This window comes from Halomonas sp. SpR8 (assembly GCF_031010195.1).
Classification (GTDB): Bacteria; Pseudomonadota; Gammaproteobacteria; order Pseudomonadales; family Halomonadaceae; genus Vreelandella.
On sequence record NZ_JAUAMC010000009.1, the window covers coordinates 71959 to 90942 of the forward strand.

The following is an 18984-nucleotide window of genomic DNA, read 5'->3' on the forward strand; positions in this document are numbered from 1 at the left end:
CAGTTCTAGCCGGTCCACTGTGTTGCCTGGGCGAAGATAAGAAAGCCCAGGGCAATCACGATCCATACGCAAAAAAGTGGGAAGAAGAATTTGACCCACTTTTGCCATGGCACGCCTGCAAGCGCCAGCGTTGCCATAAAGTAGCCTGAGGTCGGGTAGAGAATATTGCCGATGCCATCCCCCAACTGGTATGCCAACACGGCCGTTTGGCGAGTCACGCCAAGAATGTCGGAAAGCGGTGCCATTAGCGGCATGGTGACAAGCGCTTGGCCGCTACCGGAAGGAACAATGAAATTGAAGCCCAACTGGGCGAAGAACATGCCAATAGCCGATAGCAGTGTGGGCAGCTCCCCCACGAGATTGCCCAGCCCAAACACCAGCGTATCCATTATCTGGCCATCTTCCAGCATTACGGCCACGCCCCGGGCGACGCCTGCGATCATGGCGCCGACTAATACATCGCGGAAACCCTGATTGAAGCCAGAACATATCTCGTCTGTATCGAGGCCCGCGATAAGGCCCACCACAATGCCCATAATGATAAATAGGCCCGCCATCTCCATCATGAACCAGCCTTGTTGCAGCACGCCATAAACGAGTACTGCAAAGAAGGCGAGCGTTGCGACAGCGGCCAGCTTTTGGCGAGCGTTGGCAATTAAGGCGGGGCTATTATCAGCGTGTTGGTAGAGCGTGCGTTTTTCGGATTCGCCCTGGTCGCGGCTCAATAGGCTGAATGAGGGCGCTTGGCGCACCCGGCGGGCGTAACGCATGACGAAAAAAATCGCCACAGCCAGCATGACAATAAACGCCATAATACGCAGCCCATAACCGGAGTAGAGAGGTAGGTCTGAAAGTTGTTGCCCAAGCCCGGTATTAATGGGGTTGAGTACACCCGTCGTGAAGCCAACCGTGGTGGCGCAAAGTGCTACTGCCGCAGCCGTGACAGAATCAAAGCGCAAAGCAATCATCAGCGGCAGGATGACCGGCACATAGACCAGCGCCAACTCTTGGGTACCGATCACGGTCGCTATCAGCGCGAATACTGTCATCAAAACGGGAATGGTGAGCAGACTCTGGCGCGCAAAGCGGCGCGTTAACTTATCCACACCGATTTCAATAATGCCGGTGCGTCTTAGAACCATGAACATGCCGCCAATCATAAAGGTGAAAAAGACGACTTCTCCGGCACTCATCAAGCCATTGGGTATCGCCAGCATAAAGTCGACGATGCCAACCGGTGACGAAGCGATTTGCTCATAAGAGTTTGGGTCGATAGTGATACGCCCGTTCGGGCCAGGCACACGTTCGAACTGCCCCGCAGGCACAAAATGCGTTGCTATTGCGGCCAGGGCGATAAAGATAAACAGAACCGCGTAGATGTCAGGGATCCGACACCAGCTTTTTTTAGGCGGTGGGGTATCCGGAGAGGGCGAAGAGGATGTGTGTTGTGACATGTTGTGCCTCGCGTTTTAGAGCCGCCATCAAGGAGGGTTGTTGTTATCAATAGCTGACCTTAGCAATGCCTAGCGGGTGTATTTCTAGCCGAGATTGCTGTTTTTGGACAAGCTTGTATGATCTTAAAATTATGAAACGAAAGTTGCTAGATAAGTTACTCTTGGGAGGAGTGTTTCACAAGGCCTGTGCATGCGCTTTCTAAAAGTGCTGCTAAAGATCGCTTTATTGTGCTTCACAAATCTTGTATACAAGATATATGCCGTCTGTTTTTATTACGTTCTATAGGTTAAAAAAATGCCAGCTAACTACTATGCCCCTACCGGCGGGCATCCGCCGCAAACACAGATAACCGCCGATCGTGCCGTATTTACCGAAGCCTACGCGCTAATCCCCAAAGGCGTGATGCGCGATATCGTCACCAGTAATCTACCGTTTTGGGAAGGTACTCGACTATGGGTGCTGGCGCGGCCGCTGTCGGGGTTTGCCGAGACGTTCTCTCAGTACATTATGGAAGTTCAGCCCCAGGGCGGTAGCGATAAGCCCGAGCCAGACTCCCAAGCCGAAGGCGTACTGTTTATTGTAGAGGGTGAGTTAACGCTTACCCTCGCTGGTGAGCGTCACTCTCTGCAGCCCGGTGGCTATGCGTTTATTCCCCCTGGCAGCGACTGGCAGGTGCGCAATGAATCTAATGCGGCGGTACGTTTTCACTGGGTGCGCAAGGCGTATGAGTTTGTCGAAGGGCTTGAAGTGCCAGAGGCATTCGTCACCAACGAGCAGGACATTGCGGCTATCGAAATGCCCGGCACCGAAGGGCGCTGGGCCACCACGCGCTTTGTTGACCCTGCGGACGTTCGGCACGACATGCACGTTAATATTGTGACCTTTCAGCCCGGTGGCGTGATCCCTTTTGATGAGACCCATGTCATGGAGCACGGCTTGTACGTGCTTGAAGGCAAAGCCGTTTACCACTTAAATCAAAACTGGGTCGAAGTAGAAGCGGGAGACTTTATGTGGCTGCGCGCCTTCTGCCCCCAAGCCTGCTACGCCGCTGGCCCAAGTCCGTTTCGGTATTTGTTGTATAAAGACGTTAACCGCCATGCTTCTCTCAAACTGTCATCTCGCTAAGGAGCTGTAATGCTGGAACTCAAAGCTGAGCCGTTAACAGCCGAGGCCTTTGCCCCTTTTGGCAATGTGATTGATGCGCGTACCTCTGAGTCGTTTCCTATCAACGCTGGGCGCACCCAGCGCCATCACGATCTGGCGAAGGTAGAAACCCTGGGTGACAACCCCCGCACGCTGATTAATATCTTCGTTAGCCAACCGATCACGCTACCACTGGAACTGACGTTCCTAGAGCGACATCCTTATGGCAGTCAGGCATTTATGCCGCTGCATCAGGAGCGCTTTATTGTGGTGGTGGCGCCGCAAGGTGAGCATATTAACCCTGATGACGTGCGTGCTTTTGTGACCGATGGCCGCCAAGGGGTGAATTATCATGCGGGCACCTGGCACGCGGTTCAGTCAGTGCTGGAGCGTGAAGGCGAGTTTTTGGTGGTTGACCGGGGCGGTGATGGCAATAATTGCGATGAGTTTCCCATGACCATTACCGTGATGTTGTAATAATACGCACATTTCGTGATGCAGTGCTGTCATATAGATGGCGTTAAACTGATAAGCTAGGGTGGATAAGTAAAGTCGCTCTGCAACGTTGGTTTAAAGAGTCACTCCACGAAAGAGCCACCCCCGAAAGAGTCTCTAGACGTTAAAAAGAGCCACTACACGTTAATTTACAAGGTTGGAATAATATGAACGCACTACACTTCTCTTCGATCCGTCGTACCAAAATTGTCGCCACCCTTGGCCCCGCCAGCGACCGTGAAGGCGTTTTGGAAGCCATGCTCGCGGCGGGTGTGGATGTGGTGCGTCTCAATTTCTCCCACGGTACTGCCGATGATCACCGCCGCCGCTTAACCGAAGTGCGTGAAATCGCCGCCAAACTGGGCCGTAGCGTCGCAGCACTGGGCGACTTGCAAGGCCCCAAGATCCGTATCGCGCGGTTTAGAGATGGCGCCGTGGTGCTCAAAGAGGGGCAGCCGTTTATTCTCGATATGCAACTTGATGGTGACGCGGGCGACATCCACCAAGTGGGCTGCGACTACAAAACCCTCTCGCAAGACGTGGCCGCCGGTGACCGCCTGTTGCTGGATGACGGGCGCTTAGTGCTAGATGTCGCTCGTGTTGAAGGCCAGCAGGTGCACACTACCGTGGTCGTGGGCGGTAAGCTCTCTAACCATAAAGGCATCAACAAGCAGGGCGGCGGGCTTTCTGCCCCGGCACTGACCGACAAAGATAAAGAAGACCTTAAAACCGCTGTCGAGATCGGCGTCGACTATCTCGCCATTTCATTCCCGCGTCATGCCGAAGACATGCTCGAAGCGCGTCGCTTGCTGGGCGAGGCGGGCAAGGAAATTGGCTTGGTCGCCAAGGTTGAGCGCGCCGAGGCGGTCGCAGATGACGCTACTCTGGACGGTATCATTGAAGCCTCTGAGGCGGTGATGGTGGCGAGGGGCGATTTGGGCGTTGAGATTGGCGATGCCAAGTTGGTCGGCGTTCAGAAGCGTATGATCAAACGCGCCCGCACGCTGAATCGCGCGGTAATTACCGCCACGCAAATGATGGAAAGCATGATTTCCGCACCGCTACCCACTCGCGCCGAAGTGTTCGACGTAGCCAACGCGGTGCTGGATGGCAGCGATGCGGTCATGCTTTCGGCGGAAACGGCGGCGGGTGACTATCCGGTAGAAACCGTGGAGGCGATGTCGCGTGTTTGCTTGGGCGCTGAGCGTGAGAAATCCGCTCAGGAGTCCGGCCACCGTATTCATGAGGGCTTTACCCGCCCGGATGAAACCATCGCGCTTTCGGCGATGTACGCCGCCAACCATATGACTGGCGTCACCGCGATTGCCTGTATGACCTCTTCTGGTTATACACCGCTGATTGCCTCACGCATTAGCTCTGGCTTGCCGATTGTAGGTTTGGCGCACAACCCCATTGCCCAGCGCCGCATGGCGCTTTATCGCGGCGTTGTCTCGCTGCCGTTCGATACCTCTGATATGACACCCACCGAGCTAAATGATCAAGCGCTTAAGCTGCTGGTGAAGATGGGGATCTCTAACGTCGGTGGCTATGTGATTCTTACCCGCGGCGACCACATGAATGCGCATGGCGGCACCAATACCATGAAGGTGATGGAGATTACTGACGAGCATGCTGAAAGCTAAATTAGCGCATGGGCTGCTAACCTGTTTGCTACTGATAAGCGCCCCAGCGACAGCGGGGGCGCCTATCGTTGCGGCGGCTTCTGATCTACAGTTCGCACTCACTGAAGCCGCGGAGCAGTTTGAGCAGGAAACAGGTAGCACACTGCGGCTAAATTTTGGCTCGTCGGGTAACTTCCGCCGCCAAATTGCCCAAGGCGCGCCATTTGAGCTGTATCTCTCTGCTGACGAGCGCTACGTTCAGGCGCTATATGAAGAGGGCCACACCAAGGACGAAGGCGTTATCTACGCCATTGGCCGTTTAGTATGGCTGCAGAGTGCAGGACGCGATGATTTACCTGATGAGGATGCGCCGCTTGCGGCGGTAAAAGCCGCACTGGAAGCGCACGCTAGCGGCACCTCTGGGCGAATCGCCCTGGCCAATCCTGAACACGCGCCTTACGGCGTGGCGGCGCAGGAGGCGCTTGAACATGCCGGGCTTTGGGAGCAAACCGAGCCGTTGCGGGTATTAGGCGAAAACGTCTCCCAGGCGGCGCAGTTTGCACTTTCCGACGATGCTCGCGGCGGATTAGTCGCTTACTCCTTGGCATTAGCTCCCGCGCTGAGTGATCGAAGTGAGTACGTACTTATCCCTGAAGCTTGGCATAGCCCGCTACGCCAACGCATGGTGTTAACTAATCGAGCGGGAGAGGTCGCTAGCGATTTCTATCATTGGCTGCAGCAAGACGAAGGGCAAGCCATTCTGCGTCGCTACGGCTTTAGCGCCGAATAATGGCTGGCTTGTAATGGACGGCTCGTAATGGACGGTTCGTAATGGACGGTACGTAATGGATGGTTCGTAAAGGGTGACGCTTAATGGCAGGGTCTTAATGGTGGGGTCTTAATGGATTGGTCTGCGCTTTCGGTCTCACTTCGCCTTGCGGGGTTTACCTGCCTGATGCTTATCCCTATCGCTATCTGGCTAGGCCGCGCTTTGGCCTATGCGCGTTTTCGTGGCAAAGGATTGTGCGAAGCACTCATCGCATTACCGTTAGTATTACCGCCTACTGTGCTGGGCTTTTATCTACTGCTTAGCTTTGGTCGCGACGCGCCGGTGGGCTCTTTTTGGGCAGAAATAACCGGTAGCGGGCTGAATTTTACCTTTAGTGGAATTTTAATAGCCTCCCTTATCGCCAATCTGCCGTTTGCCGTTCAGCCGATTCAGCGCGCCTTTGAACACGTGCCCCATAACCTACGCGAAGCGGCCTGGTGCAGCGGTTTGAGCCCCTGGCAAACGTTGCTGCGCATTGAGTTACCGCTGGTATGGCCAGGCATTATGTCGGCGGCGGCGCTCACCTTTGCCCACACGTTGGGCGAGTTCGGCGTCATCTTGATGGTCGGTGGCGCGATTGACGGCGAAACCCGCACCCTTGCTATTGCGATTTATGACCGCGTTCAAGCCTTCGATGAACAGGGGGCGGCGCAGATGTCGGCACTGCTATTGTTGGTATCCTTTATTACCTTAGGGCTCGTTTATGGGCTGTCTGGGCGCAGGCGGTGGGCGCGTGGTTGATTCGCTAATGGGGCTAGCGCCAGGGCGCGCTTCAGGGCTGGGCGTTGCGGTCAATCAAACAGGGCCGATTCCGCTGGACGCTAAATTTACTTGCCAGCCCGGTGAGCTGCTGGCGTTGGTAGGGCCTTCCGGCAGCGGAAAAACTACGCTGCTGCGCACCATCGCCGGGCTTTATCGCCCCCAAAGCGGGCAAGTAGTGTGTGCTGGTGACGTTTGGTTTGACGCTGAACGTAAGCACTCACTTTCGCCGCAGAATAGGCAAGTAGGCATAGTGTTTCAGGACTATGCGCTGTTTCCCCACCTAACCGCGTTAGAAAATATTCAGCTCCCTCTACGCCATTTACCGCAACCACAACGCCGTGACCAAGCGGAACATTGGCTTGCCAAGGTGCGGCTGCAAGGGCTGGGAAAGCGCTACCCGAACGCGCTATCCGGTGGCCAGCAGCAGCGGGTAGCGCTGGCACGGGCGTTGGCCCGTGACCCCAAAGTGCTGCTGCTCGATGAGCCGTTTTCTGCGGTGGACCAAGTGACTAGGCGGCGCTTGCAGCGCGAGCTGGCGCTACTGCGCCAACAAATTGAAATTCCTATTGTGCTGGTAACCCACGACTTGGAAGAGGCAACCGCGCTGGCGGATCAAATCTGTGTGTTGCATAACGGTGTAAGCCTTCAGCAAGCCGCTCCCGAAACGCTGTTTAGACGCCCCGCTTCGCCTCTGATTGCTCGCTTGTTAGATCGGCACAACCTGTTTGAAGGCGTCGTTGTTGACGTAAAGGGCCAACTGCGGCTGCAATGGGGGGAAACTCACTTGGAAGTTGCCGAGGGGCTCATCAACCTATCGCAAGGGGAAACGGTGGCCTGGTATCTGCCGCCGTCGGATATTGTGCTCCATCGCCGTGACCGCCCTTCATACGGCGAACGGGAGAATCCGCTGGCTGCCACGGTGGAAGAGTTAGTGGTGCTTGGGGGTATTACGTCAGTTTCACTGCGCGTCAATCATGGCGATATGTTACGTTTCGATATCGCCACTCATGCTGCCCGGCGCAATCAGTTAACCCGCGGTGCAGTGGTCAACGTGTCGTTACTGGCTAAAGGGATTCACCTTTTGCCAGGCCACCAAGTTCGCGCAGATGCGCATGATAAAAGGAAGTAAGCATGGATCCCACGCGTCGCACGCTGCTTAAAGCATCGTTACTGTTACCTCTGGCGGCGCTGCTGCCGATGTCGCTTCTCAGCTCGTTTGCGTGGGGGCAGGCGTCAACGAAAGAGATGCAGACGCTGGCGCTGGCTATTCATAGTGAGGGTGGCCCACATCGATTAGAGGTTGAAGTTGCAGAAACGACTGCCCAGCGCCAGCGTGGCTTGATGGAGCGTGAGAGCTTGCCAGAAGAGCGGGGCATGCTGTTTCGCTTTGAAAGAGAGCAGTCGGCCAATAATGCTTTTTGGATGTATCGCACGTTGATTCCCCTCGATATTGCCTTTATCGATGGCGACGGGCGAATCGTGGCGATTAATACCATGCCGCCCTGCGAGTCTTCGTCGCCGAGTGACTGTCCCTCTTACCCGGCCGGAGCGGCGTACCATTCAGCATTAGAAGCCAACGGCGGCTACTTTGCCGAACGTGGCATTAAAGTGGGCGACTGCGTTTCGATCCCCGATGAAGCCGGTTTCTGCCAACCTAGGAATTAAGCGGGGTTGATGCAGACGGTCATTGCAAACGCTGCGCGATCTCTCGCCACAGCGCGGCGTAGGCGCGGCCGCCACGGCTGCTGCGGGCGAAATGCCCGACCGGGGCGCGCTCGATACCCATGCGCTCGACCTCACTAGCGTTGGGCACAGTCGTCGAAAGGCGCCTCGGCCAGCGTTCACTGAGGCTCTCCATTACCTCTCGGTGCAGGGTCTTGCGGCGGTCGGCGAGGGTCACGAACGGCCAGATCGGGCAGGCGTGGTCGACCGCGTCGAGATGACTATCCAGTTGCTCGAGGGTGCGCAACGATAGGGTAGTCGGAACCACCGGCACCAGCAGGGCATTGACGCTGGAGAATATCTGCTCGGCGAGCGCTGACAGACTTGGCGGACAGTCGAGTATCACCAGGTCGTAGCTGTCCATCACCGGCTTGAGAATCTTGCGCAGTCGACAGGGCTTGCGGGTTTCCAGCGACGCTTCCAGATCGCGCGAGCCCAGCGCCGCAGGCAGCAGGTCGAGCCCCTCAATATCAGTCTCACGGATCGCCCGATCGAGATCGGCCTTGCCCCTGACCAGTTTGTCGACGCCACCGCGCACTTTGGGTTTGCTGCGCAGATAGAAGGTGGTGGCGGCCTGGGGGTCGAGATCCCACAGCAGCACTCGCCTGCCGTCGCGTGCCGCCTCGGCGGCGAGATTGACGGCGGAGGCGGTCTTGCCCACGCCGCCCTTGATACTGTAAAGCGCCAGCATCTGCATGGAAAACTCCCGGCTCGGTGAAGGCCTAGTCTAACCGATGGTCCCTCGAGGAGATGTGACGTTTCGATGACAGGCCTGCGAGTCCTCGTTACCGAGTGACTGTCCCTCTTATCCGACGGGTACAGCTTATCATTCAGCGCTAGAGGTCCGCGGCGGCTACTTGGCTGAGTGCGGCATCAAAGTGGTTAACTGCGCGCAGATTAAGCAGGCTTTGGGCGGCGGCGGAACTTGAGCACGATGAGAGCGATCCCCGCGACCACTAAGCCGCCACCCACTAGCTTGTGCATGCCAAGACTGTCGCCCATTAGCAGTGCGCCGAGGCCGACTGCCAATACGGGCACAAGTAGCGTCATGGGGACCACGCGATTAACCGGGTGGCGGCGCAATAGCGCGTACCAAATCCCGTAGGCGACAATCGACGACATGACTGCGGTGTAAATCATCGCTCCCCAGCCTAGCCAACCTGCCTGCTGCATCGCCTGCCACTGGCCGCTCTCAAACAGCCATGAACCCAGTGCTACCTGGGGCACCGCAAACAGTGCCATCCAGCCTGCCAGTGCCATTGGCGCAATCGGCGGGCCGCGCTTGATCAATAGTTGCGATATTGCCCAGCCCATGGCACTACACAAAAGAATCATCAGCGGCAGTGGTGAAGGTAACGTTGGCCCACCCGCCAGCACGACGACCCCGGCAAAAGAGAGCAGCAGCCCGACGATACGTTTGGGACCTAGTTTCTCTTTCAGAAAGATCACCGCTAACAGCGTCGCGAAAGGCGTGCCCATCTGCACTAAAAGCGCGCCAGTACCCGCCTCTGCATGCTCTAAACCAATAAACAGCAGAGCGAAATGCAGGCTGCCGAAAGTGATGGATAACAGCAGCAAAAACGGCAGTTGTGCCCTCGCCACCGGGTAGAAGGGCACCAATAGCACTGCCACTAGCATAAAACGCAGCGTGGTCATCAATAGCGGTGGCAGCTCCGCCACGCCGACCTTGATGACAATGATATTCAGCGCCCAAATGGCGATCACAAACAGGCCGAGCAGGAAATCGCGTAGTGGCACGTTGATGTCCGTAGGTAGAGGGAAACGATAGCCATTGTACCAGTTTGGCTGACGGCAAAAATAATAGTGGAATGAGTTGCTGTTAAGCGTTGCTACTTTTTAATACCAAAGTATTATTTTTTCTTTAATAGTCAATATATTGTTTATAATCAATAGATTGTGAGTTTATTTATGTGAGTGTTAGGTCCTGTTTGACATCTTAAAAATGGTAAAAAAGGCTACTGACTTGCACATTGAGTCGAGATGTTCTAAAAAAATGTAACCGATTACATTTTTGCATCGGCGCTTTCACAACTTATAACAATCCAACAACAACGAGGTGGATATGGATACCCCGCGACGCTTAAAACGCATGAGTTCACATGCTCTATTGGCTGCCAGTGCTATGACGCTGTCAGCGCTAAGTACACCTGTTTTTGCCCAAGCGCAAGACAACTCAGTAGAGCTACCCATCGCCGTTCAAATGTACACGCTGCGCGATTTTGGCAGCTTGGAGGAGCAGCTAGCCGCCGTGAATAGGGCGGGCATTTCGGCGATTGAAACGGTTGGCACCCAGCAAGTGACGGCTGAGGAGCTCAATGCATTGTTAGAAGAGCACTCGCTTGAAGTGATCTCAAGCCATGTGCAACTGGATGATCTGCGCAATCGCTTAGACGAAACGGTGGCCTTTAATCAGGCGGTAGGTAACGACACCTTAACGGTGCCTTATCTGGCCGAGGATGCACGCCCCGACGATGCAGAAGGCTGGCAGGCACTGGGTGAAGAGCTCGGTGATATTGCCGCTGAACTAGACGCCGAAGGGTTGCGCTTGGCGTATCACAACCATGATTTTGAAATGGAAGTGTACGGGGATAAAACCGCCTTGGAGCATCTGTTTGATGCGGCTGGATCTGATCTATTGGCGGAATTAGATATCGCCTGGGTCGCGCGGGGTGGGTTTGACCCGGTCGAGTATGTAACGCGCTTTGATGGGCAGCTGTTTGCCGTACACGCTAAAGATAACGCGCCAGAAGGCACTGCTGAAGATGAGGGTGGGTTCGCCACGCTCGGCGCAGGCGTGCTGGATTGGGACGCGATACTGCCTGCTGTCGAAGCCACTGATGTTGAATGGTATATCATCGAACACGACATGCCGCTAGACGCTGAAGCGGTGATTACAGAAGGAAATAGCTTCCTAGTGGAGAAATTGGCAGCGCTTCGAGAAGAGTAATGCACGCAAGGCCATCTCATTTAGATGACAAACGCGAGGATGCTTTATGAAGCGCTACCTTATTGATCGGCGCAGCCTGCTGCGCCACTCCGTTACAGGTGCTATCGGTCTGGCTGCACTACCGCATCTTGGGTCTAAAGCCCTAGCTGACGACACGCCTGAACCGCGGGCTTTAAAGGGCAATATCCACCATTCTGTCGCCCGCTGGACATTCGACTTTCTGTCCTTGGAAGCGCTGTGCCAACTTTCAAATGAGTTAGGCATTAAGGCGATTGATCTGGTCGGCCCGCAGGAGTGGCCTGTACTTCAGCGCTATGGGCTCGACTCCTCCATGTGTAATGGCGCCGAGCTGAGTCTTGAGGATGGTTGGGGAGATGCTCGCTTTCATGCAGAGCTGATTGAGCGCTATCGCAACCATATCGATCTGGTCAGCCAAGCGGGTTACACCAACTTAATCTGCTTTAGCGGTAATGCCCGGGGCATGAGCCCCGAGCAAGGTCTAGACAATGCTGAAGAGGGTTTAAAGCAGGTGATCGCCCATGCGGAGTCAAAGGGCGTGGTGCTGCAAATGGAGCTGTTCAACAGCAAAATCGACCACCCCGATTACCTTTGCGATAACTCTGCCTGGGGCATTGAGCTTTGCCGCCGCCTCGATTCACCCAACTTCAAACTGCTATACGACATCTACCACATGCAGATTAGTGAAGGGGATGTCATTCGCACTATTCGCGAAAACCATCCGTTTTTCGGCCATTACCATACGGCCGGTGTGCCGGGGCGGCATGAAATAGACGCCACCCAAGAGCTCAACTATCCCGCGATTTGTCGCGCTATTCGAGATACCGGCTTTAAGGGCTATCTCGCCCAAGAATTTCTCCCTGACCGGACTAGTCAACAGGCAAAAATAGAGTCACTGCGGGCGGCTATTCAGCTCTGCGATGTGTGATTCGATTTCAATAACAACACAGTAAGGAAGATGACCATGCCAGATAATCACTACGATGCCATCGTGGTTGGTTCAGGTATTAGCGGCGGTTGGGCTGCTAAAGAACTCACCGAGAAAGGCTTAAAAGTATTACTGCTTGAGCGTGGGCGCAATATTGAGCACGTGAAGGATTACCACAATGCCAATAAAGAGGCGTGGGATTATCCTCACCGCAATGAGCCAACCCAGGAAATGATCGCCAAGCACCCGGTGCTCAGGCGCGACTATCCCCTCAATGAAGCCACCATGGGCATGTGGGCGGACGAACAGGCCAATCCCTATGTAGAAGAGAAGCGCTTTGACTGGTTTCGCGGTTACCACGTAGGCGGGCGCTCACTGCTGTGGGGGCGGCAAAGCTACCGGTTAAGCCCAATGGATTTTGAGGCCAATCAGCGTGAAGGCATTGCCATTGATTGGCCGATTCGCTACGAAGATATTGCTCCGTGGTACGACTATGTGGAGCGCTTTGCCGGTATTGCGGGGACCCAGGAAGGGCTGGATATTCTTCCCGATGGCGAGTTCCTACCGCCGATACCGCTTAACTGTGTGGAAAAAGATGCCGCCAAGCGTATTAAAGAGGCCTTTGGAGGAGAGCGTCATCTTATCCACAGCCGGGTGGCCAATATTACTCAGCCAAAACCGGAGCAGAATCGCGTCAACTGCCAATACCGCAATAAGTGTTGGCTGGGTTGCCCCTATGGCGCCTATTTCAGCACCCAGTCCGCCACGCTGCCTGCGGCGGTAGCCACCGGCAATCTAACCCTGCGGCCTTTCTCGATTGTCAGCCAGGTGCTATACGACAAAGACCGCCAACGGGCACGGGGCGTTGAGGTGATTGATGCCGAAACTCATGAAGTCCACGAGTACACGGCTGACGTCGTATTTCTTAACGCCTCGACCTTCAATACCACCTGGATTCTGATGAACTCCGCCACCGATGTCTGGGAAGGCGGCTTGGGCAGTAGTAGCGGAGAACTGGGCCACAACGTCATGGATCACCACTTTCGCTGCGGAGCCAGCGGCGAAGTGGAAGGCTATCTGGATAAATACTATTTTGGACGTCGCCCCGCAGGCTTTTACATCCCGCGTTTTCGCAATGTAGGCGATGAGCAGCGGAGCTACGTGCGGGGGTTTGGTTATCAAGGCGCGGCGAGCCGCCAGGGCTGGGATCGCGAGATTGCCGAGCTCAATATCGGCGCGGATTTAAAGCAAGCACTCACCCAGCCAGGGGGTTGGACGATCGGCATGACGGGCTTCGGCGAAATGCTGCCCGACCACGATAACCGTATCTCTCTGGATTACAGCGTTCGCGATAAGTGGGGGCTACCGGTGCTGTCGATTGATGTTGAGCTCAAGCAAAACGAGCGCGATATGCGTCGAGACATGGTTCAGGATGCGGTTGATCTGCTTGAAGCCGCTGGCGTGAAAAACGTCAAAGGCGAAGTAGGCGATTACGCGCCGGGCATGGGCATCCATGAAATGGGCACTGCACGGATGGGCCGCGACCCGAAAACGTCCGTGCTCAATAGCCACAACCAGGTGTGGGATGCCCCCAATGTTTTCGTGACGGATGGTGCCTGCATGACGTCATCCTCTTGCGTGAATCCATCTTTGACCTACATGGCACTTACCGCTCGGGCGGTGGATTATGCCGTGGAAGAGCTTAAGCGGGGGAACCTGTCATGAATCGTCGTGAGTTACTCAAAATGATCGCGCTGACTACCGGGACGGCGATGATCGGCGGTAAATCGCTGTTTGCTTTTAGTGATACTAGACAATCAGACCATCCACTGAGCAACCAAGATGTGCAGCGACTGGACGAACTGGCCGAAACTATTCTGCCTAGAACTGATACCCCTGGCGCTAAGGATGCAGGCGTTGGGGAGTTCATAGCGACGTTCGTCAGTGACTGCTATGCACCCTCGGAAAGAGAAGTGTTCTATTTTGGTTTAGCGCAGCTTGAGGCGCGCAGCCGAGCAGCTTATGAGCGCGACTTTATGGCGTTAAGTAATCAACAGCGTTTAGAACTGGTAACCGAATTGGACCGTGAAGCGATGGCGCACGCCGAGCAACAGGCCCGCAAACAGCCAACCTCCGCCGAAGCACTGGCGGCGGAAACCCAGACCGCTCAAAACCAAACGGCTGAGGCCCAAGCATCCCCGGAGCAAGCAGATCGCGAGGAAACACTGCCGCACTACTTCACCATGATGAAGCAGCTAACGCTGTTCGGCTTCTTCACTTCTGAAGTCGGCGCGACGGAAGTCTTGCGCTACGAAGCGGTGCCAGGCCGCTACGATGGCTGTGCGCCTTACAACGGCGAGCCTGCCTGGGCAACCTAGTCATTATGAAAACAGTGGTGCCAAATGATTTATCGCCTATTGTTGGCGGTCGACGTTGGCACCGCGTTTAGGCTGCAGCTATCCCTTCGATACCTCCATCGACTTAGCTTATAGACGAAAACTGTAAAGCTGGGTGCGTTGTTGCGACTACTCGAAGGGATAACCCTGGCTAATTGAATAAATATAATTGTAGTAACAACAATAAAAGGAGTAAGGCGTAATGTATCAAAGGCTCTCTCTTAGAGGCTTTCTTGTTGTCAGTGCTACGGCTTTTAGTAGTACTTCGAGTATGGCCCAAATTGTTTATGAAGATGAATCGCAAAAGCTCACTTTTGGAGGGGATGTTGAGCTAGATATTAATGCTCAGAATACCCATTCAGGTGAAAACCCTATTTTTTTTGAGGGTGATATTGATCGTGGTGATGAATTTGATCAAACCGGTCGTATATTACTCGATGTCAGTGGTGAACGCCGCAGTCCTACTAACAACTATGCGCGATTTAAAGTACAGCCACTGATTCAGACTAACGGTGACTTTGGTGTCGATGATGCATGGTTAGCAATCGGTAGCTCCCAAAACCTTGAAATTAAGATTGGTCGCTTCGAAGCTTTCGATCTGTTCCCGTTAGGACAAGATGTATTTGTTGGTTTCAGTGGAGATACTTCAGATAGCCTCTACCGCGATGGCCAAGGTTATGTTTATCAAGCTAAGGAGGGACGCGGAAGAGGAGGCGACTCTGGTCAAGTAATGGTTAGCAAACGCAGCGGTAATCTTTACGGTGAAGTGTCCACTCTCTTTGGAGACCGTACAGACCTGTTTGATACCGATACTTATCATGGCTATCGCATTGATCCTGATGGGGAAGTTAAGGACTCCTTTATTGTGCGCCCGGTTATTGCTTGGTCTCCAGGACCTTGGACACTGGCAGCAGGGCTTGAAGCCAATCTGGTAAATGATGCCGTTGTCGATGAACGTGGCGCCGATATTAGTAACCGTACAGGCTATGGGACACGGCTCTCTTATAACCAAGGCGACTGGCAATTGAATACCAATCTAGCGTATTTGGACGCTTATGAAGAGACAAATCTAACCCTGGGCTTTAACGCGTTATGGCGAGGTTTTGGCGTTGGCTATATACATGCACGTAATGAAATTGACGATGTTAAACCGATTAACGGAGAAGAGGTGGTTTTTAGCACGCCTGGACGCTATGACATCGATACTTTGTATACCTCTTATCACTTCGCGGATGTGCTGAATATTGAAGATTTAAGTATCTACCTTGGCGCCTACTTTGGCCGTATTGATCATCACCAAATTGATAATCTAGATGATGCGGATCGTTATGGTGGAAGGATGCGTTTTAAATATCTGTTCTGAAATGTTTGATTATTTTTGACTTATAAGGAAAATCACCATGCGTTTAACCACACAACTAATTTTTACGGCTTGTAGTGGACTGATAGCAGTCCCTTTAATGGCAAATGAAGGCTCAATTGAAGATGAACTGAGTCCTCAAGAGCAGGCTGCCAAAACAGAAGTATGGGAGCCAGTGCCTGCTACCGTTTCGGTGCCAGAGACTGGCGCTCCCTCTGATGCAGTCGTGCTATTCGATGGCACTAACCTAGACGCCTGGGAAGGCGCAGAGGGCGGCCCAGCCGAGTGGCACGTGGAAGAGGGCGCCATGACGGTGAGCCGTGGCGCGGGAGGCATCCGCACGCGTCAGGATTTCTGTGATGTGCAGCTCTACCTGGAGTGGCGAGCGCCGTCGGATATCGAAGGCATGGAGGGGCAGGATCGCGGCAATAGTGGCATATTTCTACAAGAGCGGTATGAAATCCAGGTGTTGGACTCCTACGACAACCCGACGTATCCCAACGGTCAGGCGGCATCCATCTACAAACAGCATATTCCGCTGGTCAACGCATCACGCCCGCCGGGGGAGTGGCAGAGCTATAACATTCTCTATACCGCGCCACGCTTTGATGATGAGGGAGCTCTTGAAAGCTCTGCCTATATCACCGTGCTGCATAACGGTGTAGTAGTTCAGCACCATGCCGAAGTACAAGGCACTACCGAGTGGATCGGCGAACCCAACTACGATGAAGGCCACGGCTGCGCGCCCATTTATCTGCAGGATCACGATGCCGCCGTTAGCTTTCGCAATATATGGGTGAGGGAGCTGTAGGAGGGCGTTTTACTCCATCGCTTAAAAGCCCAGCCTGCTGATGCTATAAAGCATCGTCAGGCTGGGCTTTTTTCATACTTTATACCCTTATAGTTCAGGCTTAGCCGTTACACTTTTATCGTCTTTAAAGGTGAGGAAGAACAGCACCAGCACCGCGACAGCAAATGCCGCTGGGAACATCCAGATGCCCTGCCAGTCGTGGGCGCCGTTGGTGGAGAAGTGGTCGGTAATCTGACCAGCGACCCAGAAGCCTATTAGCATGCCTACCCCGTAAGTGGCCAGTGTGATCATGCCTTGGGCAGAGCTTTTGAATTTTTCACCTGCACGGGCATCGGTGTAAATCTGCCCGGTCACAAAGAAGAAGTCGTAGCAGACCCCATGCAGGGCAATGCCGATCAGGAGCATAAACACCATCTCGTCGGCGTTACCGAACGCAAACAGGGCATAGCGCAGCGCCCAGGCGAGCATGCCGATCAACAAGGTTTTCTTGATACCAAAGCGATGAATAAATACCGGTAGCAGCAGCATAAACAACACTTCCGATACCTGGCCCAAGGTCATTTTGCCGGTAGGGTTGGTAACGCCGATCTCGGCCAGAAAGGGGTTAGCGTTTTGGTAATAAAACGCCAACGGAATGCAGATCAAGATAGAGGCAATAAAGAAGATGGCGTAGTTGCGATCTTTCAGCAGCGCCAGCGCATCGAGCCCTAACACTTCTTTTAAACCCACCGGGCCGTCTGCTTTAGGCGGTGTCGCGGGCAGGCTAAAGCTGTACAGGCCAAGGGCTAAAGAGGCGATAGCGCACATCAGGAAGGTGTTACGCAGCATGCCATCAGCAATGCCTTGGGATGAGTCCCAGGCGAATAAGTAGCTGATACCCAGGCCGGCGATTATCCAGCCAATGGTTCCCCATACGCGGATTTTGGCAAACTCCTGGCCAGGGTCGCTCATTTGGCGGAAGGAGACCGAGTTCACCAGCGCCAGGGTAGGCATATAGACAATCATGTACATCAGCACCAGCGGGTAAAAGGTGCTGAAATCGCTGGCCGTATAGAGGCCGTACATTAGCGCTGCGCCTGCTAAGTGCAGCACCGCGAGAATGCGTTCAGCATTAAAATATCGGTCAGCGATCAAGCCGATAATAAAGGGAGCGATGATGGCGCCCCATGATTGGGTAGAGAAAGCCATGCCAATTTGGCCACCGCTGGCGCTGAGGTTGTTGGCCAGGAAAGTGCCCAGGGTGACAAACCAGCCGCCCCAGATAAAGAACTGTAAAAACATCATGATACTGAGTCGTGTGCGTATCATAGCCATGACGTGATCCTTTGTTGTGGTTGTGGTTGTGGTTGTGGTTGCTACTGTGGTCGTGATTGCTGTCTTGATTTAAAACAATCAATTAGCGGTGTGGAGGAAGACCGAGAATTCGTCGGTTGCGAGAAGGGCTGGCAGCAACACCGGCAAAGTCGTCAAAGGCGCGACCGGCAGGTTGAATTAGGTGCGCCTCGATAAAAGCCGCTCCTTCTGCAGCGCCTTGTGCGGCGTCCTTAATACAACACTCCCACTCAAGCACTGCCCAGCCATCGAACCCGTACTGGGTTAGCCGACTAAAAATCCCGCTGAAATCCACCTGCCCATCGCCTAATGAACGGAAGCGGCCGGGGCGTTCTACCCAGCCCTGGTAACCGCCATAAACCCCGCTGCGGCCATTGGGGTTAAATTCGGCGTCTTTAACGTGGAACATGCCAATACGCGCGTGATAGCGGTCGATAAAATCGAGATAATCCAACTGCTGGAGCAGTAAGTGGCTGGGATCAAAAAGAATTTTCGCCCGTGGATGGTGGTTCACCGCGGCCAGAAAGCGCTCGAAAGAGGCGCCGTCGTGCAGGTCTTCGCCGGGGTGGATTTCAAAGCACAGGTCAACGCCAGCTTTGTCAAAGGCGTCCAGAATGGGCCGCCATCGCCGGGCCAGTTCGCTGAAGCCTTCTTCGACTAGCCCCTCAGGACGTTGGGGCCAGGGGTAAACAAAGGGCCACAGCAGTGCGCCGGAAAACGTCCCGTGGGCGTTTAGGCCCAGCCGTTGGCTCGCTTTAGCCGCTAGGGTTAGCTGTTCGATGGCCCACTCGGTGCGCGCTTGAGGGTTGCCGTGCAATTCGGCGGGGGCGAAATCATCGAATAAGTCGTCGCAAGAGGGATGGACGGCGACCAATTGCCCCTGTAAGTGGGTAGAGAGTTCGCTGATCACAACGCCGGCCTTTTCGCAGCGGGCGTTTAGCTCATCGCAGTAAGTCTGGCTTTCAGCGGCCCGGCGTAAGTCGATAAAACGATCATCCGTTGTAGGTAGCTGAATGGCTTGATAACCCTGTTCAGCCGCCCAGCGGGCGATGCCGTCGAGGCTATCGAAAGGCGCTTCGTCGTCGATAAATTGGGCCAGGAAAATGGCCGGCCCGCGGATGCCTTGATGGGTGTTTGGCATGA

At 54.5% G+C, this 18984-nt stretch carries 18 protein-coding genes; 13 read left to right on the forward strand and 5 right to left on the reverse strand.

Features of this window, described 5'->3' with window-relative positions:
* Positions 1 to 5: 5 nt before the first annotated feature.
* Positions 6 to 1454 (reverse strand): YfcC family protein, encoded by a 1449-nt coding sequence (locus QT230_RS17115; protein ID WP_308323339.1) that lies wholly within the window; start codon positions 1452 to 1454, stop codon positions 6 to 8.
* Positions 1455 to 1749: 295 nt separating this feature from the next.
* On the opposite strand from QT230_RS17115, the gene QT230_RS17120 reads away from it, so the two are divergent.
* The 7 genes from QT230_RS17120 (at position 1750) to QT230_RS17150 (ending at position 7971) form a co-directional block, all read left to right on the forward strand.
* Positions 1750 to 2580, forward strand: a complete 831-nt coding sequence (locus QT230_RS17120; RefSeq protein WP_308323341.1) for a bifunctional allantoicase/(S)-ureidoglycine aminohydrolase — start codon at positions 1750 to 1752, stop codon at positions 2578 to 2580.
* A 9-nt stretch (positions 2581 to 2589) separates the two neighbouring features.
* Positions 2590 to 3075 carry an ureidoglycolate lyase gene (locus tag QT230_RS17125; RefSeq protein ID WP_308323342.1) on the forward strand — a complete coding sequence of 162 codons (486 nt, stop codon included), beginning with the start codon at positions 2590 to 2592 and terminating at the stop codon, positions 3073 to 3075.
* 185 nt (positions 3076 to 3260) lie between these two features.
* Positions 3261 to 4736 (forward strand): pyruvate kinase, encoded by a 1476-nt coding sequence (gene pyk / locus QT230_RS17130; RefSeq protein ID WP_308323343.1) that lies wholly within the window; start codon positions 3261 to 3263, stop codon positions 4734 to 4736.
* Positions 4723 to 5505 carry a molybdate ABC transporter substrate-binding protein gene (gene modA, locus QT230_RS17135; protein WP_308323344.1) on the forward strand — a complete coding sequence of 261 codons (783 nt, stop codon included), beginning with the start codon at positions 4723 to 4725 and terminating at the stop codon, positions 5503 to 5505. Before pyk ends, modA begins: the two co-directional genes overlap by 14 nt.
* 111 nt (positions 5506 to 5616) lie before the next feature.
* On the forward strand, positions 5617 to 6285 hold the full coding sequence (gene modB, locus QT230_RS17140; RefSeq protein WP_308323345.1) for a molybdate ABC transporter permease subunit: 669 nt from the start codon (positions 5617 to 5619) through the stop codon (positions 6283 to 6285).
* Positions 6278 to 7435: an ABC transporter ATP-binding protein gene (locus QT230_RS17145; RefSeq protein ID WP_308323346.1), complete on the forward strand. Its 1158-nt coding sequence runs from the start codon at positions 6278 to 6280 to the stop codon at positions 7433 to 7435. The genes modB and QT230_RS17145 overlap by 8 nt, the downstream gene beginning before the upstream one ends.
* Before the next feature lie 2 nt (positions 7436 to 7437).
* A complete protein-coding gene (locus tag QT230_RS17150; protein ID WP_308323347.1) occupies positions 7438 to 7971 on the forward strand; it encodes a DUF192 domain-containing protein in 534 nt (177 codons plus the stop codon).
* A 19-nt stretch (positions 7972 to 7990) separates the two neighbouring features.
* Here the strand turns inward: QT230_RS17150 and QT230_RS17155 are convergent, their stop codons facing one another.
* Both QT230_RS17155 and QT230_RS17160 read right to left on the reverse strand, forming a co-directional pair.
* On the reverse strand, positions 7991 to 8725 hold the full coding sequence (locus QT230_RS17155; RefSeq protein ID WP_308323349.1) for an AAA family ATPase: 735 nt from the start codon (positions 8723 to 8725) through the stop codon (positions 7991 to 7993).
* A 200-nt stretch (positions 8726 to 8925) separates the two neighbouring features.
* Entirely contained in the window at positions 8926 to 9786 is an 861-nt protein-coding gene (locus QT230_RS17160) for an EamA family transporter (protein WP_308323350.1), read from the reverse strand.
* A gap of 325 nt (positions 9787 to 10111) precedes the next feature.
* Between QT230_RS17160 and QT230_RS17165 the strand changes: the two genes are divergently transcribed.
* The 6 genes from QT230_RS17165 (at position 10112) to QT230_RS17190 (ending at position 16509) form a co-directional block, all read left to right on the forward strand.
* Positions 10112 to 10996: a sugar phosphate isomerase/epimerase gene (locus tag QT230_RS17165; protein WP_308323351.1), complete on the forward strand. Its 885-nt coding sequence runs from the start codon at positions 10112 to 10114 to the stop codon at positions 10994 to 10996.
* A 46-nt stretch (positions 10997 to 11042) separates the two neighbouring features.
* Positions 11043 to 11942: a TIM barrel protein gene (locus tag QT230_RS17170; RefSeq protein ID WP_308323352.1), complete on the forward strand. Its 900-nt coding sequence runs from the start codon at positions 11043 to 11045 to the stop codon at positions 11940 to 11942.
* A gap of 36 nt (positions 11943 to 11978) precedes the next feature.
* Complete coding sequence (locus tag QT230_RS17175) at positions 11979 to 13667, forward strand: GMC family oxidoreductase (protein ID WP_308323353.1); 1689 nt, start codon at positions 11979 to 11981, stop codon at positions 13665 to 13667.
* Entirely contained in the window at positions 13664 to 14320 is a 657-nt protein-coding gene (locus tag QT230_RS17180; protein WP_308323354.1) for a gluconate 2-dehydrogenase subunit 3 family protein, read from the forward strand. Before QT230_RS17175 ends, QT230_RS17180 begins: the two co-directional genes overlap by 4 nt.
* A gap of 220 nt (positions 14321 to 14540) precedes the next feature.
* On the forward strand, positions 14541 to 15701 hold the full coding sequence (locus QT230_RS17185; protein WP_308323356.1) for a carbohydrate porin: 1161 nt from the start codon (positions 14541 to 14543) through the stop codon (positions 15699 to 15701).
* A 37-nt stretch (positions 15702 to 15738) separates the two neighbouring features.
* Positions 15739 to 16509 carry a DUF1080 domain-containing protein gene (locus QT230_RS17190; RefSeq protein ID WP_308323358.1) on the forward strand — a complete coding sequence of 257 codons (771 nt, stop codon included), beginning with the start codon at positions 15739 to 15741 and terminating at the stop codon, positions 16507 to 16509.
* A gap of 87 nt (positions 16510 to 16596) precedes the next feature.
* Here the strand turns inward: QT230_RS17190 and QT230_RS17195 are convergent, their stop codons facing one another.
* Both QT230_RS17195 and QT230_RS17200 read right to left on the reverse strand, forming a co-directional pair.
* Positions 16597 to 17823 carry a nucleoside permease gene (locus tag QT230_RS17195; protein ID WP_308323360.1) on the reverse strand — a complete coding sequence of 409 codons (1227 nt, stop codon included), beginning with the start codon at positions 17821 to 17823 and terminating at the stop codon, positions 16597 to 16599.
* A gap of 82 nt (positions 17824 to 17905) precedes the next feature.
* Positions 17906 to 18982, reverse strand: a complete 1077-nt coding sequence (locus QT230_RS17200) for a sugar phosphate isomerase/epimerase family protein (protein ID WP_308323361.1) — start codon at positions 18980 to 18982, stop codon at positions 17906 to 17908.
* Positions 18983 to 18984: the final 2 nt, after the last annotated feature.